The sequence below is a fragment of the Nitrosomonas communis genome, assembly GCF_900114745.1.
GTDB lineage: Bacteria > Pseudomonadota > Gammaproteobacteria > Burkholderiales > Nitrosomonadaceae > Nitrosomonas > Nitrosomonas communis_A.
In genome coordinates this window covers 1-15,164 of sequence record NZ_FOUB01000076.1, presented here as the reverse complement: position 1 = coordinate 15,164, position 15,164 = coordinate 1, and the positions used below count along the sequence as shown (strand labels likewise).

The following is a 15,164-nucleotide window of genomic DNA, read 5'->3' as shown; positions in this document are numbered from 1 at the left end:
GTTTTCCTCGCCCACTTTTTCTTGCCATGTTTGCTCTCCCGTTATCGAACAGGGGGATTATGGCTCATAATTTTAAATATGTATATGTTTTGATGAAACTAAGTACTAGAAGTAATACGGTATGGGTTGGATGACATACTGTTGGTATTAAAGAAGAAATAATTGTGGTTTTGCGACCCTACTACTATTCACCTGTTTTATAGGGTTGGACCTGGCTACTAAAGAAGTACTTTCTCTGAATCTAATCACTCCGACTATGTTAACTTGATAATCCGATGCGCTTTTCCAAGCATGTTTGGTTGGGATGAGGCGATCAAAGTAGTGCGATTCTGGATTAAAGCATCTAGCGCATTGTTTACCAATGGACAATTGATATCAAAAACGGCCGTTGTTTCGTCAATGATGACAATCGCCGGGTTTTTAAGTAATGCCCGGGCAATCAAGATGCGTTGGCGCTGATTCTCCGTGAACTTAATATCTTTATTGTCAATTCTGGTTTGAAGGCCATGCGGCATTTCACGCGCAAATTTTGTCACATGGCAAGTGCGCGCAACTTTCATGACGCTCGCTTCTGTGGCGCAGCGTGTTGTACCATAGGCGATATTAGCTGCGATGGTATCGTTTAGAAGCCTGGTGTCGGGTGTTATCCAGGCGATCTTTGCACGCAAATCAGCTAGCTTGATCGTGGCAATATCGACGTCATCTAGCAAGATTCTTCCACTTGCTGGGTGAATGAAACGTGCAATGAGATCGATGAATGTTCTTTCCTGACCTTGGCTGGAGATTGGTAGCGCGATGATTTCACCCGGCTGTATCGTCAAGGTGAGGTTGAAGAGGGGAGGGCATATTTGTGAGTAATAACCAGCATTGATTTCTTCAAACCGTATTTGACCGCGCACGCTTGTTATCTCAACTTTGCCTGAATCAGTTTCATTTTTTTGTGCAAGCAGTGAATCGATATTGTGGATGACTTGAAACTTATTTTGCGGAGATATCTGTATGTTCAGTACGCGTCTCACAGGAAGAACCAGCATCAGTACTGCTGTGATTAAAGCACTTGCGTCTCCGACCGTCATCATGCCAAGAGAGATCTGTTGTTTAAAAAGGAGAAAAAACACCGTCAAGATGGTAGCAATCATAATGAATGCAATGGTTTTGCTAAATGTTTTGGTGGCTACTTGTTTTAGGGCAAGGTTTCGTTGATGATCAATGGAGTTGCAAAAATGTTGACTTTCTTGTGACTGGCTACCATCAAGCTTGATTGATTTGATATGCTTGCTCGATGTTAAGAAAGTAGACGTTATTAATAAGTGAGGTACTTTTTGATGTGAGTTGCTCGCTTGAGAGACAAATTGCATAATTAAGCCAATAACCAGTGCGATTAAAAATCCCATGAATGAGAATTCCCAGTTTAAGAGTATCATCACTATCAGTAAGCCAGTTATGGTTAATATTTCTTTGACGAAAATGATTAGGATCTGAGCGATACTATCGGTAGCGTGCTCGATTTCTGAGAAGAGATTGATACTGAGTTTGTCTGGATTCGCTTCCTTCGGGTAGGATAAGGGTAGCGCTAGGAGTTTCTCAAACAAGGTTCTTCGCAGATCTATTCCGACTTTTCCACTTACCCAACTAGTTGCATAACTACAAGAGAAGCTTGCGAGGCTACGTGTAATTAATAAACCTAGTATCGCCAGAAGAGCAAACTGAAACTCTTCTAACCCATGCTGACTGGTCAGAATATTATCGAGTAATGGTTTTATAAATAAGGGTAATATGGAGGTAGTGACTGCAATAGTAATCAGGCTGATGATAGCGAATGCGAGCATTGTCCAGTAGGGCACAACCCATATCATCAGGCGGCGGAGCATTTGTATTTCGATCATAGTCAGCTTATCTGAATATCAAGATACAATGGATGCATGTGGTAGCAGGGGATGTAAAAAAGTTAGACATGTCATTAAGTGTAAGAAATATTATGACTAAATTAAACAATCTATTTTAATCAGGCTTTTGTTCAAATAATTGTTAGAAACAATTAAATTTAATGCAATAAAATAATAAAAATGATTCCAGTGCATCCTATTAATCTGTCACAAACTGTTGCTTGCCGAAGAAAAGGTATTATTTTAGCGGGTGGTTCTGGTACAAGACTATATCCCGTTACTCAGGTTGTCTCCAAACAGCTATTGCCGGTTTTTGATAAACCAATGATCTATTATCCATTAAGCACACTGATGCTGGCGGGTATTCGCGATATCCTCATTATTTCTACGCCACAGGATACGCCGCTTTTTAGACATCTGCTGGGAAGTGGTGAGCATTGGGGGCTGAATTTATCTTATGCTATCCAGTCCTCACCAGATGGATTGGCTCAGGCTTTTATCATTGGCGAATCTTTTATCCACAATGATCATTCTGCACTTATTCTGGGGGACAATATTTTTTATGGGCATGATTTCCATTATCTGCTCGAGAATGCCATGATACGTCAAGAAGGCGCGAGTGTTTTTGCCTATCATGTTAATGATCCTGAACGTTATGGTGTGGTTGAGTTTGATCAAAAAGGGCTGGCGGTCGATTTGGAAGAAAAGCCCAGGCAACCGAAATCAAATTATGCTGTAACTGGTTTGTATTTTTATGATCAGCAAGTAGTTGATTTTTCCAAAAGTCTTAAGCCTTCAGCACGTAATGAACTGGAAATCACTGATCTCAATCGGATTTATTTGGCTCAAAATAGGCTGAATGTGGAAATTATGGGACGTGGCTATGCCTGGCTTGATACGGGTACCTATGATTCTTTGCTGGATGCCAGTCAATTTGTGGCTACGATAGAGCACAGGCAAGGACTTAAAATAGCCTGTCCAGAAGAAATTGCTTATCGAAAAGGGTGGATTAATGCTGCCCAGTTGGAAAAGCTGGCTCACCCATTGAGTAAAAATGGTTATGGTCTATATTTGATGCAGATTCTCAAGCATGGCTATATTGATAGTACGAATAATGAGGAAAAGCTTGGTTAACTATGAAAGCGACGCAGTTAGTGATACCTGAGGTATACCTCATTGAACCACGCGTATTCGGTGATGAACGTGGTTTCTTCTTCGAAAGTTATAATCAGCGCCAATTCGACGCTTTGATCGGTAGAAATGTGACATTTGTCCAAAGTAATCATTCCCGTTCTATGAAACATGTTTTGCGCGGTTTGCATTATCAGATCAAGCAGCCTCAAGGTAAGCTGGTACGTGTAATTGCGGGTGAAGTATTTGATGTGGCAGTGGATCTTCGTAAAACTTCTCCTACATTTGGGCAGTGGGTGGGAGAAATTTTGAGTGCGGAAAATAAGAAACAGCTTTGGATCCCTGAAGGTTTTGCTCATGGTTTTGTCGTACTTTCAGCATTTGCAGAATTTCTTTATCAAACAACAGATTACTGGGAGCCTGAATATGAGCGTTGTATTCTATGGGACGATCCGGTATTAAATATCCACTGGCCTATTGAGAACGAGCCTATGTTATCAACCAAAGATGCGCAAGGAAAACCTTTTTACGAAGCAGAAGTTTACGAGTAATCGATCCGTTTACTCTTTTGGTCGGGATGATAGCCGTAAGGGTTTTAAATGATGGCTAGATCTAAATCGCTTTATTTCTGCAATGCCTGTGGTGGCCAAACTTTGAAATGGCAGGGACAGTGCCCGCACTGTCGAGAATGGAACACGCTAGTAGAAGCGGTTGCTGAGAAAACGAGTTACACGAGTTTCGATAAAAATAGCTTCCGCTTGATTGCTGCAGCTGAGGCTAGCCAAGTATGCAATTTAAATGAGGTTGTAACAGAAGAATCTCCGCGTTACTCGACAGGAATGACCGAATTTGATCGGGTATTAGGAGGTGGCTTAGTGCGAGGAGGGGTTGTGCTGCTGGGTGGCGATCCCGGTATTGGTAAATCCACACTGTTATTGCAGGCGCTCTCAGCCATGTCGGCCCGGTACGAGGTATTGTATGTTAGTGGGGAAGAGTCAGCACAACAAGTTGCGCTACGTGCCAAACGTTTAACGCTTGAGGTATCAGCAGTCAAACTATTGACCGAAATTCAGTTGGAAAACATTCAAGCAGTACTCGCTGAATATCAACCCAAAGTGGCTGTGATTGATTCGATTCAGACCATTTATTCGGATACACTACAATCGGCACCAGGATCAGTTGCTCAGGTGCGCGAATGTGCTGCTCAGTTGACACGATTAGCTAAGACTCAAGGAATCTGCATACTTCTAATTGGTCATGTTACCAAGGAAGGTGCACTTGCTGGGCCGCGTGTACTTGAACATATGGTGGATACCGTGCTGTATTTTGAAGGTGATAACCATTCCAGTTTTCGTTTGGTTCGGGCATTCAAAAACCGCTTTGGTGCCGTCAATGAATTGGGCGTTTTTGCAATGACCGAGAAGGGTCTGCGTGAAGTGAGCAACCCTTCAGCCTTATTTCTTTCTCATCATGATAGCCGAGTGTCCGGTAGTTGTGTGATGGTAACCCAAGAAGGGTCGCGTCCATTATTGGTAGAGATCCAAGCGCTGGTTGATGCTGCTCATGCGCCTAATCCCAGGCGATTAAGTGTAGGATTAGAACAAAATCGGCTGGCGATGTTACTGGCAGTATTGCACCGACATGCAGGCATCCCTTGCTTTGATCAGGATGTTTTTATCAATGCGGTGGGGGGAGCCAAAATCACAGAGCCTGGTGCAGATTTGGCGGTTGTCCTTGCGATAGTTTCTTCTCTGAAAAACAAACCATTGCCGGAAAAAATAGTCGTGTTCGGTGAAATCGGCTTAGCAGGTGAGGTGCGTCCCGTTCAGCGTGGTCAGGAGCGATTAAAAGAGGCTGCCAAATTGGGCTTTGTTAAAGCGATTATTCCCAAGGCTAATCAGCCCAAACAATCTATTCCTGGCCTTGAGATCATCGCGGTGCAGCGGATCGAAGAAGCAGTGATTCAATTGCGTTGAGGAAGTATTCATTCCATTTCTAAATCAAAACTAATTTTGTCGGCTTCACTTTGCCGTATTATTGATACTGTCTGTGGCTCGCCTTCCCGTCATTTTTGATTTGGAAATGGAATAAGATGACTGTTGTAATCAAAATTGAAGATCATGAAAACCAAATTTTGTATTTTGATAATACTTTTCATTATGGGATTACTCGTTGCTGCGATCTTGCCACCCTTTCCTCAGCCTCTTTCCTATCATGAATTTATTGACCAGCGCTCATTTCTGGGTATTCCCAATTTTCTCAACGTTGTTTCTAATCTGGCTTTTTTGTTTGTTGGGGTAGCTGGCTTAGTGTTTCTGAGACGTATGCAGGCATTGCTCTCACAAACAACGTTTTCTGCCTTCTCAGAATACTGGCCATACGTGACCATATTTTTAAGTATCATCTTAGTGAGTATGGGATCAGCTTATTATCATTGGCAACCAGATAACCATACTTTATTTTGGGATAGGTTCCATATAACCATTGCAATCATGGGTTTATTAGCTGCAACCATGACGGAGCGGATTGGTGTCAAACAAGGTTTGCGATGGTTACCGGTATTGCTAATAATTGGGGTGGCTAGTGTGACTTACTGGTACTGGAGTGAACTGCAGGGCGCCGGGAATCTGAATTTTTATATTGTCGTGCAAATCTGCTCGATACTATCGATCATTTTATTGGCAATTCTGTTTCCATCCCGCTATACACGAGGACGAGATACTTACCTGATTATTTTCCTTTACGGTCTGGCTAAGCTGGCAGAAATACTGGATGAGGAGATCTATCATTTCGGTCAGATTATTAGTGGCCATACGCTTAAACATCTTCTAGCAGGCTTTGCCGCTTACTGGATTCTACGTATGCTAAAAAAGCGTAGATTATTAGAAAGATTTAATCAAGCAGATCAAATAAGGAAATGCAATGAGAGGTGAAAAATATCCAAATCTCGCAAGATGGTGGTCAGTGAATAGGGGGTATACTACGGCAGTGACCTGCCGTAGTTATTTATTCGCCTTCTCTTTTTACAGATTATCCTAAAAGTGGTTTTTTAGAATTATTCTTACGGGTTGAATTAATTGCTTGATTCAGCATAAATGCCCGAATTGAATTGATTTGGGCGTCTAAAGGAGGAACGCTTCTTGCTATCGTTACTAGTAGTGCGCTCGAATCTATGAGAATGGTTCTTATTTGAATCGGCGTGGTTAAAAGAATTTCTTTCATTTGATGCCCAAGAACGATTCCGCTTATGAACAACATGAGGAACTTTCTGGGCTTTTCCTTCATTTTGCCGAATTCGTGGTTTAAATTTTGGTTCCATGCCTGGAATGACAGAAGGAGTAATGCGCTGACCCGTGAAGCGTTCAATTCTTTTCAGGCTGATGCTATCTTTCCCGGAAGCAAAGGAAACAGCAATGCCTGAAGCACCAGCGCGGCCTGTTCGTCCAATACGATGTACATAGTCTTCAGCAAATTTCGGCAAATCAAAATTGATAACGTGAGTAATATCGGCGATGTCAATTCCTCTTGCCGCTACGTCCGTTGCCACCAGTATACGAAGCCTTCCGTTACGCAGTTTAGTCAAAGTGCGTGTACGTTCACGCTGACTCATATCACCATGAAGTGCCCCGACCTCATGCCCTTGTGCTGCGAGATCGTCCGCTAAATCGTCTGCGTCGCGCTTGGTTGCGGTAAAAACGATCGCTTGCTTGAGTGATTGATCACGCAATAAATGATCGAGCAGTTTATTTTTGTGCAAGAGATCATCCACATAATGAAGGCGTTGCTCGATATTTTCAAGTTTTGCGCGTTGCGAGGCAACTTGTATGCGTTTAGGGGATTTCAGTAATCGTGCTGCAATTTTGTCTATCGTTGAGTCTAGTGTAGCGGAGAATAATAAAGTTTGACGACTTGCTGGAGTAGCTGAGGCAATACTTTCAACATCTTGGACAAATCCCATATCTAGCATACGATCTGCTTCGTCTAATACCAGCATTTCCAGACGGGAGAAATTAATGCGTCCTCGCTGAATGTGATCAATTAGACGTCCAGGTGTTGCGACTAAGATATCTACCGTTTGAGATAATAATTTGTTTTGCATAACGTAAGACATTCCACCCAAAATACTAACAACTTTGATGCGAGGCAGATATTTGCCATACTTGCTTGCTGCATCAGAGACTTGCAACGCTAATTCACGAGTAGGTGTCAATACGAGGATGCGCGGCCCACGACCTTGTACTTTTATAGGGGTAGCCAGGCGATGCAGTGCAGGTAACATGAATGCGGCTGTTTTGCCAGTCCCTGTTTGCGCCGAAGCCATGACATCATGACCTTGAATTAATTCTGGAATAGCTTGCTGTTGGATAGGTGTAGGAGAGGTGTAACCTAACTCATTAATTGCTTTAACAATAGAGGGATGTAAATTTAAATCTTCAAAAGACACGTTGTTTTCCTGATGTGTATAAATAAAAAATACGCGAGCAGGGATTGAGACCAGAAACTCGTAGGCAACAAATACCGCTGGCGCAGATATAAAACATCGCAGCTAACCAGTGGTATTACGCAATTTCCAGACTATGTAGTGGGAAAATCGGAAGAAGGTCAGAAACGATGGAATCTAAAAAGATAACTACTATTTGTGTAATTAACGGAGTATACAGGAATTACCAAATATGTCGAGTCTTTTCATTGGCGATGCGAAAAAACTGACTACTCGTTATCATGAAAATAGAGCTTGGCTTACTTACTTTAGGTCTTTAAGAGCAGAGGAGAAGATTAGTTTTAGGCATAACAAATCTAGCTAGCATTTAGCTGGAGCTATGGTTACTTTAGCAAATTTACGCTTGCCTACTTGGACCACGACTGTTTCGCCAACCGCTAGATGGAGTGACTTATCAACAATTTTATTTCCGTTTAGCTTTACTCCCCCTTGCTCAATCATGCGTAATGCTTCACTACTACTCGACGTCAACCCAGATTGCTTTAATAACTGGGCAATAGGAATGTTTGTTTCATTGATCTGAAGTAATTTTTCAGGAATATCATCTGGTATAGCCCCTTTTTTGAAGCGAGTTTCGAAATCGATCAGTGCTTTCTCAGCATCCACCTTGGAATTAAAGCGGGCTACGATCTCCTGAGCAAACAGTACTTTAATTTCTCGTGGATTTCGACCTTGTTTTACCTCCTGCTTCCACTTATCGATAGTATCTAATGATTCAAATGATAATAACTCGATATAGCGCCACATCAAACTATCGGAAACTGACATGAGCTTTCCGAAGATATCATTAGCGCTTTCAGTGATGCCAACATAGTTGTTCAAAGATTTGGACATTTTATTGATGCCATCCAACCCTTCTAATAATGGCATGGTGAGAATGCATTGAGGTGGCTGACCAAAATGTTTCTGTAATTCACGTCCCATCAATAAATTGAATTTTTGGTCAGTACCGCCTAATTCGATATCGGCTTTGAGGGCAACTGAGTCATAGCCTTGAATAAGGGGGTAGAGAAACTCGTGGAGAGCAATAGGCTGGTTAGTACGATAACGTTTGCTGAAGTCGTCTCTCTCCAACATTCGGGCAACCGTATGAGTTGCCGAAAGTTTAATAAGATCGGCGGCGTTAAGTGTATCCATCCAGGTAGAGTTAAATACCACTTCGGTTTGATCCGATCTAAGAATTTTAAATACCTGGCTGGTATAGGATTTTGCATTCTGCACGACTTCCTCACGTGTTAACGGAGGACGTGTCGAATTTTTCCCAGTTGGATCACCGATCATTCCCGTAAAATCACCAATCAAAAATAAGATATGGTGACCCATATCCTGTAATTGGCGTAACTTATTAAGTAATACCGTATGGCCCAAGTGCAGGTCAGGCGCAGTAGGATCAAATCCAGCTTTAATTCTCAAAGGCGCGCCTGCTTTGAGTTTCTGGATTAATTCTTCTTCTATCAGCAGCTCATGACATCCGCGTTTGATTATTTTAAGTTGTTCTGAGATTGAGTTAAACACAATAAATACAATGGGTTATTTTATAGTCTTAAAAATCTGCTTATTTTAAGTTCGTTTACTATGGAATGCCAGGCTAGGGATTGCACATTTTTGTGCTAGACTTACCGGCCGGCTCACAACAAATAGGAGATGTAACATAAGATGCTATATACGTCACCACGCGATAAAATAAGAATTTTAGCGCAAAAGCCATCGGTGTTTATACATAAAAGATTACGTTGGCTAACAATCTTATCCAGTCTGCCCCTATTTGGCATAGTCACTGCATTTGGCATCGCACCCAATACTTCTTTACAAGATATTCCAGAACGTAAAATTGTTCGTACTCTTCCGCTTCCTGAAATGGCCATTTCTGCTGATACGAATAGTGCTTTTTGGCGTCAGGAAAACATTCGTCGTGGAGACACAATGGCTGCGATTCTTGCGCGCTTGGAAATTAATCAGCAGGATAAAGCTAATTTCTTACGCGTTGCCAAAGGCAGTAAAGCGATGCGGCAACTCAAGCCTGGGGAAGTTATTCATGCTGAAACTACAGCAGATGGGGAATTGTTAGCGTTACGATATTTCTACGGCAATGGTGAGCAATTCCTGATGGAGAAGGCTGATGACACTTATGAAATGAGCGAGCAGTCAGCTGAAGTAAACACACGTGTCAGTGTTGGGTCTGGCGTGATAGAAAGTTCTTTGTTTGCAGCCACGGATGCTGCTGGATTGCCCACAAGTATCGCAATTCAGATTGCTAATATTTTTGCATCAGATATTGACTTTTACCGTGACTTGCAAAAAGGTGATCGTTTCACGGTCGTTTATGAGACTTCTCATGATAATGGCGAGAATACTCAATATGGACGTGTTTTGGCGGTTGAATTTATTAATAAGGGTAAATCTTATCGGGCCGTCTATTTCCAAGCTCCTGATGAAGAGGGTGATTACTACACCCCATCCGGTGAGAGTTTACGCAAACCGTTTTTGCGAGCGCCGCTAGAATTTTCTCGGATCAGCTCAGGATTCACAAATGCTCGTTTCCATCCGATATTGAAGCAATGGCGAGCTCATAAGGGAATCGACTATGCTGCACCAACAGGTACCCCTGTTATGGCGACGGCAGATGGAACAATAGAATACACTGGGCGAAAGAACGGATATGGTAATCTGATCATATTGAAGCATCGGGGAGAATACAGTACTGCTTATGGACATTTATCCGCTTTCAAAAAAGGTATACAAAAAATAAAGTATGTTAAGCAAGGTGAAGTGATAGGATATGTTGGTTCAACTGGAATGGCAACAGGACCGCATCTACATTATGAGCTTCGTATAAATGGAGTTCAGCGCGATCCATCAAAGATGGTAATGCCTGCTGCGCACCCTATCAGCAAAAGAAACAGAGCTGCGTTTCAGCGAGATACAAAAGAGCTTGTTGCTCGCTTAGATCTACTTCGTAATGCCAATTTCGCTTCCGCCAATTGATCCCTGAGTTTTACGAATTTTCTACAGTCTAGTGAGTGAATCTTTTGAGAGAATCTCTTTATATTGGGATTATGTCTGGAACAAGCCTCGATGGAATAGATGTGGCATTAGTCGACTTTAATTTTCCGACTCCTTCTTTGATCGAGACTTATTTCTTGGTGTACGATCAATATTTACGCGAAAAACTATTAGCATTAAATCAAGTTGGCTATGATGAGTTACATCGTGCTGCATTACTGAGTAATCAACTATCTAGATTATATGCTGACGCAGTAGAAGGGCTTCTAAGCAAAAGTGGGGTTAGCTCGCAAAATATTACGGCTATTGGATGCCATGGGCAGACTGTGAGACATTGCCCCCAATCTGAAAGAGCTTATAGTATCCAATTAGGTAATGCTGCACTTCTGTCTGAGTTGACTGGTATCACTGTGGTTGCGGATTTCAGAAGTCGTGATATCGCAGCAGGAGGGCAAGGTGCTCCCTTGGTGCCGGCATTTCATCAAGTCATATTTGGCCATACAGAAAAACATCGCATCATAGTGAATATTGGTGGTATTGCAAACATTACTAGTCTTTCACCTAGGAGGGAGGTTATTGGTTTTGATTGCGGCCCAGGGAATATATTGATGGATGCGTGGTGCTTACAGCACACAGGAAGCCTTTATGATCACAATGGATACTGGGCCGAAACAGGATGTATTATTCCAGAATTACTGGAGGCATTGCTGGCATTTCCCTTTTTCTCTCTACCACCACCGAAAAGTACGGGGAGAGAGATATTTAATAGTGAGTGGTTAAACAGCTATTTGCATGGGAAAGAGTCGCCCAGAAATGTGCAGGCAACATTGCTGAAGCTTTCTGTTGAAACCATTGCACAATCTATATGGCTCCATTTCCCGGAGGCTGAAGAAATTTATGTGTGTGGGGGAGGGGCCCGCAATGGGAAGCTGATAGATGAGCTAAAGACAGCTTTATCCGGGAAAGAAGTTAATCTGACCGATGTATTAGGTGTCGATGCCGATTGGATGGAGGCGTTTGCGTTTGCCTGGTTAGCCAAACAAACGATTAATAAAGTACCTGGTAATCTTCCCGCTGTTACGGGTGCACAAGGTTGCCGGATTCTTGGAGCAATTTATACTGCCTAAACCTTGATAGCTAAGCAATTAAATAGAGAAAGAAGAGCCGCAACCACATGTGCTTGCCGCAGACGGATTTCTAATAATGAACTGTGCGCCCTGAGGGTTTTCCTGGTAATCAATTTCAGCACCAATTAAATATTGAAAGCTCATCGAATCCACTAACAGTTTTACCCCTTCTTTTTCCATAACAAAATCGTCTTCATTGATGATTTCATCGAAAGTAAAGCCATATTGAAAGCCTGAGCATCCCCCTCCGCTTACAAAGACCCTTAATTTTAAATTATGGTTTCCTTCTTCTTCTATAAGATGCTTAACTTTGTCTGCTGCATTCGCAGTAAACATTAAAGGTAACTGCTTTTCAGTGTTTACATTGGTATTTATTGTGCTCATATCATTCCACCTATTTTATCTATTATTAAATAAAAATCTCGAATAAGGCGTATTGTTATTTAGGTATGTAGAAAATTAATTTATGACCGAGATTTATTTGATTTAGAAGTATTTCTTTTGGAACAGTTTCTTATTTTATAGATAAATTGAGCTCAAAATAAGGTTAAGGCAATAATGGAACGTGCTCAATTCCTAATGTTTCTGGAAATCCAAATATGATATTCATATTTTGTACTGCCTGCCCTGCTGCACCCTTCACGAGATTATCTGTTACCGAAAGTATTACTACAATGTCGCCATCCTGGGGGCGGTGCACTGCAATTCGACAATAATTAGATCCTCGGACAGAACGTGTTTCTGGATGATTGCCTGCTGGTAATACATCTACAAATGGTTCTTTAGCGTAACGATCCGCATATAAAGTTTGCAAATCAACCTTTTTGGTCAGTTTTGCATAGAGTGTTGCATGTATTCCACGAATCATGGGTGTAAGATGAGGCACAAAGGTAAGACCAACCTGTTTTTTAGCTATACTGAATAAGCCCTGCTTTATTTCAGGTAGGTGGCGATGCCCTGGTACTGCATAAGACTTGAAGTTATCAGCTGCTTCTGAAAATAAGGCATGGACTTCTGCTTTACGTCCTGCACCGGATACACCTGATTTAGTATCAGCAATCAGATGATTCATATCGACTACTCCAGCTTCAATTAAAGGCAAAAAGCCTAATTGGACTGCGGTAGGATAGCAACCAGGATTAGCTATTAATCGCGCATTTTTTATTTGCTCACGATTTATTTCGGGCAAACCATACACTGCTTCTGCAACCAATTCCGGGCAAGCATGAGACATTCCATACCACTTTTGCCATTCTGCCACATCTTTGATACGAAAATCTGCCGATAAGTCAACAACAAAAACGCCAGCATCGTACAAGGCTTTTGCCTGTTGCATAGCCACTCCATTGGGCGTGGCAAAAAAAACGATATCACATTTATTTAGCTCCGCCTTGCCGGGGTCAGTAAACTTAAGGGTTATCTGCTTGCGTAAACTGGGAAATAATTCATCCACAGGCATGCCAGCTTCTTGGCGTGAAGTGATTACTTCTAGTTGAACTTTCGGGTGTTGTGCAAGAATGCGTAACAACTCCACTCCTGTGTAACCTGTTCCACCCACTATACCGACTTTTATCATAGAGAGTTCCTATGTATTAGAGCATATATCTTAATATATTTTACTTCTGGTAAAACAAAAAAGCCGCCAATATAGGCGGCTTTTATTGGAAAATTTAATAAATCAACGTTTAGAGAATTGTTTGCGTCGACGTGCCTTACGTAAGCCAACTTTCTTCCGTTCAACCTCACGTGCATCACGTGTCACAAAGCCTGCCTTGCTTAAAACTGGTTTAAGGGAAGCGTCATAATCAATTAGAGCTCTGGTTATTCCGTGGCGCACTGCACCTGCTTGTCCGGATTCCCCACCACCGCAGAGATTAACCATTATATCCAGATTTGCCATGTTGCCAGTCAACTCAAGCGGCTGACGAACAATCATGCGTCCGGTTTCACGTGAAAAATATTCATCAACTGGCTTATTATTAATGGTAAATAAGCCACTCCCTGGTTTAATAAAGACTCTAGCTACAGCGCTTTTTCTGCGACCAGTCCCGTAATTATAATTTATTGCCATAAATTAAGCCCTGATTTCTAATAGCTTTGGTTGCTGTGCGGTATGAGGATGAGTATCTCCTGCATACACTTTAAGTTTTTTGAACATAGCGTAACCTAAAGGACCCTTGGGTAACATGCCTTTTACTGCTTTTTCTAGAGGTCTTCCAGGAAAACGTGCATGCATCTTCTTGAAACTGGTTTCGTATATTCCCCCAGGATAGCCACTATGACGGTAATATTTCTTATCTTCTGCCTTATTCCCCGTTACACGGATTTTATCAACATTAACGACAACGATATAATCTCCTGTATCAATATGAGGAGTATAGATAGGTTTATGTTTGCCACGCAAACGATGTGCTATCGCTGCGGCTAATCTTCCCAAAACTTTATCGGTCGCATCTATAACAAACCAATCATGTTTGACTTCATGCGGTTTAGCTGAAAAGGTTTTCACTGAACTTATCTCGCTTTTTTATATTGAGTGTTTTCTTTTTGAACACAAATTAATCAGAAATATTATTCTACTCATACGGAATTGTCAATTTTCAGTCTCTTCCATTATGAAATGAATTTGATGTGGGCGCGTATCGTATTTTCAGCGAACGTATCTTCAACGAAAAATACGAAAAATGATTCTGTTCATCAAGTAGATTTTGATAGTTGGGTATGATGTAAGGTGAAGCAGGATATCGATAGATATGGATGAAGCAAAATTCAAATTATAAGGTATTTCAGGAAATTATAGAAGTATGCACGGCCTTGCGCTCAAGATCCCTTCGGTAGGCATTGATGAATCTTGATTTTTCATTATTTCATTGAATGAAAAATTATAATAGAAGCAATATATTATATATTATATATCATTCTTTTTTGAGAATATTTCTAAAAAGCAGATATTAGAGATTTTAATTTTATAATGGAAGACCTGGTTTTTGAGCGGTTTACTGTCAGTAGTAATTTGGTCGAAGAATATTAATGATGACGTAATGTTGCATTATTTTTAGAATAAACGTAACATCCGAGGTTTTTTAGCAAAAATTGATTGGGGAATTATATATGGCCAACACAGCACAAGCCAAGAAACGAGCTAGACAAACTGTCGTGAGGCGAGAGCAAAATTTTAGTTTGCGATCCAGAATGAGAACTGCGATCAAGAGCATAAGAAAAGCAATTGAATCTGGGGATAAAGATTTAGCTGAAACTGTGTTTAGGAAATCAACCAGTGTTTTGGATTCTATCGCAAATAAGGGGATTATTCATAAAAACAAGGCCGCACGGCATAAAAGCCGTTTAGCAAGTTCGATTAAAGCTATGGCGTGATAATCTGGATAGAAATTCATGTATTAAAACAAAAAGCAAAGAAGGGAGGAGAGAGGAATGAATGCCAGAAAATGGCTGAAGGGGCTAGCGATAGCCTGTGGAGTAATGTTTGCGGGAGCACTGCATGCGAACCTGTCGACC

14 protein-coding genes are annotated in these 15,164 nt (G+C 41.5%); 7 read left to right on the top strand and 7 right to left on the bottom strand.

The features are described 5' to 3' along the window. Positions 1-254 precede the first annotated feature (254 nt). Positions 255-1,886 (bottom strand): ABC transporter transmembrane domain-containing protein, encoded by a 1,632-nt coding sequence (locus BM122_RS17810; RefSeq protein ID WP_074906900.1) that lies wholly within the window; start codon positions 1,884-1,886, stop codon positions 255-257. A 180-nt stretch (positions 1,887-2,066) separates the two neighbouring features. Here BM122_RS17810 and rfbA point away from each other — a divergent pair, with 180 nt between their 5' ends. The 4 genes from rfbA (at position 2,067) to BM122_RS17790 (ending at position 5,950) form a co-directional block, all read left to right on the top strand. Beyond that, a complete protein-coding gene (gene rfbA, locus BM122_RS17805) occupies positions 2,067-3,020 on the top strand; it encodes a glucose-1-phosphate thymidylyltransferase RfbA (protein ID WP_074906899.1) in 954 nt (317 codons plus the stop codon). A 2-nt stretch (positions 3,021-3,022) separates the two neighbouring features. Further along, positions 3,023-3,568 (top strand): dTDP-4-dehydrorhamnose 3,5-epimerase, encoded by a 546-nt coding sequence (rfbC, locus tag BM122_RS17800; protein WP_074906898.1) that lies wholly within the window; start codon positions 3,023-3,025, stop codon positions 3,566-3,568. 51 nt (positions 3,569-3,619) lie between these two features. Further along, a complete protein-coding gene (gene radA, locus BM122_RS17795; protein ID WP_074906901.1) occupies positions 3,620-4,993 on the top strand; it encodes a DNA repair protein RadA in 1,374 nt (457 codons plus the stop codon). Positions 4,994-5,137: 144 nt separating this feature from the next. After that, complete coding sequence (locus BM122_RS17790) at positions 5,138-5,950, top strand: alkaline phytoceramidase (RefSeq protein ID WP_074906897.1); 813 nt, start codon at positions 5,138-5,140, stop codon at positions 5,948-5,950. A gap of 140 nt (positions 5,951-6,090) precedes the next feature. On the opposite strand, the gene BM122_RS17785 is transcribed toward BM122_RS17790, so the two are convergent. Next, complete coding sequence (locus tag BM122_RS17785) at positions 6,091-7,461, bottom strand: DEAD/DEAH box helicase (RefSeq protein WP_074906896.1); 1,371 nt, start codon at positions 7,459-7,461, stop codon at positions 6,091-6,093. Positions 7,462-7,818: 357 nt separating this feature from the next. Next, complete coding sequence (gene tyrS / locus BM122_RS17780; RefSeq protein ID WP_074906895.1) at positions 7,819-9,033, bottom strand: tyrosine--tRNA ligase; 1,215 nt, start codon at positions 9,031-9,033, stop codon at positions 7,819-7,821. Between the two features lie 141 nt (positions 9,034-9,174). Here tyrS and BM122_RS17775 point away from each other — a divergent pair, with 141 nt between their 5' ends. Both BM122_RS17775 and BM122_RS17770 read left to right on the top strand, forming a co-directional pair. Further along, positions 9,175-10,503, top strand: coding sequence for an OapA family protein (locus BM122_RS17775; protein ID WP_074906894.1), 1,329 nt, complete (start codon positions 9,175-9,177; stop codon positions 10,501-10,503). A gap of 44 nt (positions 10,504-10,547) precedes the next feature. Next, positions 10,548-11,648, top strand: a complete 1,101-nt coding sequence (locus tag BM122_RS17770) for an anhydro-N-acetylmuramic acid kinase (protein WP_074906893.1) — start codon at positions 10,548-10,550, stop codon at positions 11,646-11,648. Between the two features lie 18 nt (positions 11,649-11,666). On the opposite strand, the gene erpA is transcribed toward BM122_RS17770, so the two are convergent. The 4 genes from erpA to rplM form a co-directional block, all read right to left on the bottom strand. Further along, entirely contained in the window at positions 11,667-12,032 is a 366-nt protein-coding gene (gene erpA, locus BM122_RS17765) for an iron-sulfur cluster insertion protein ErpA (protein WP_074906892.1), read from the bottom strand. 163 nt (positions 12,033-12,195) lie between these two features. Beyond that, complete coding sequence (gene argC, locus BM122_RS17760) at positions 12,196-13,224, bottom strand: N-acetyl-gamma-glutamyl-phosphate reductase (RefSeq protein ID WP_074906891.1); 1,029 nt, start codon at positions 13,222-13,224, stop codon at positions 12,196-12,198. A gap of 102 nt (positions 13,225-13,326) precedes the next feature. Further along, positions 13,327-13,719, bottom strand: coding sequence for a 30S ribosomal protein S9 (gene rpsI / locus BM122_RS17755; RefSeq protein WP_046851046.1), 393 nt, complete (start codon positions 13,717-13,719; stop codon positions 13,327-13,329). Between the two features lie 3 nt (positions 13,720-13,722). Continuing rightward, complete coding sequence (rplM, locus tag BM122_RS17750; protein WP_074906890.1) at positions 13,723-14,157, bottom strand: 50S ribosomal protein L13; 435 nt, start codon at positions 14,155-14,157, stop codon at positions 13,723-13,725. Positions 14,158-14,759: 602 nt separating this feature from the next. Here rplM and rpsT point away from each other — a divergent pair. Further along, the gene (gene rpsT, locus BM122_RS17745; RefSeq protein ID WP_074906889.1) at positions 14,760-15,023 is read left to right on the top strand and encodes a 30S ribosomal protein S20; all 264 of its coding nucleotides are present in this window, start codon (positions 14,760-14,762) and stop codon (positions 15,021-15,023) included. The last annotated feature ends 141 nt before the right edge of the window (positions 15,024-15,164 follow it).

What these genes read in the sequence shown, in the direction of transcription:
- BM122_RS17810 (WP_074906900.1), bottom strand. Translation starts at nt 1,886, where the DNA reads ATGATCGAAATACAAATGCTCCGCCGCCTGATGATATGGGTTGTGCCC.
- rfbA (WP_074906899.1), top strand. Translation starts at nt 2,067, where the DNA reads ATGATTCCAGTGCATCCTATTAATCTGTCACAAACTGTTGCTTGCCGA.
- rfbC (WP_074906898.1), top strand. Translation starts at nt 3,023, where the DNA reads ATGAAAGCGACGCAGTTAGTGATACCTGAGGTATACCTCATTGAACCA.
- radA (WP_074906901.1), top strand. Translation starts at nt 3,620, where the DNA reads ATGGCTAGATCTAAATCGCTTTATTTCTGCAATGCCTGTGGTGGCCAA.
- BM122_RS17790 (WP_074906897.1), top strand. Translation starts at nt 5,138, where the DNA reads ATGAAAACCAAATTTTGTATTTTGATAATACTTTTCATTATGGGATTA.
- BM122_RS17775 (WP_074906894.1), top strand. Translation starts at nt 9,175, where the DNA reads ATGCTATATACGTCACCACGCGATAAAATAAGAATTTTAGCGCAAAAG.
- erpA (WP_074906892.1), bottom strand. Translation starts at nt 12,032, where the DNA reads ATGAGCACAATAAATACCAATGTAAACACTGAAAAGCAGTTACCTTTA.
- argC (WP_074906891.1), bottom strand. Translation starts at nt 13,224, where the DNA reads ATGATAAAAGTCGGTATAGTGGGTGGAACAGGTTACACAGGAGTGGAG.
- rpsI (WP_046851046.1), bottom strand. Translation starts at nt 13,719, where the DNA reads ATGGCAATAAATTATAATTACGGGACTGGTCGCAGAAAAAGCGCTGTA.
- rpsT (WP_074906889.1), top strand. Translation starts at nt 14,760, where the DNA reads ATGGCCAACACAGCACAAGCCAAGAAACGAGCTAGACAAACTGTCGTG.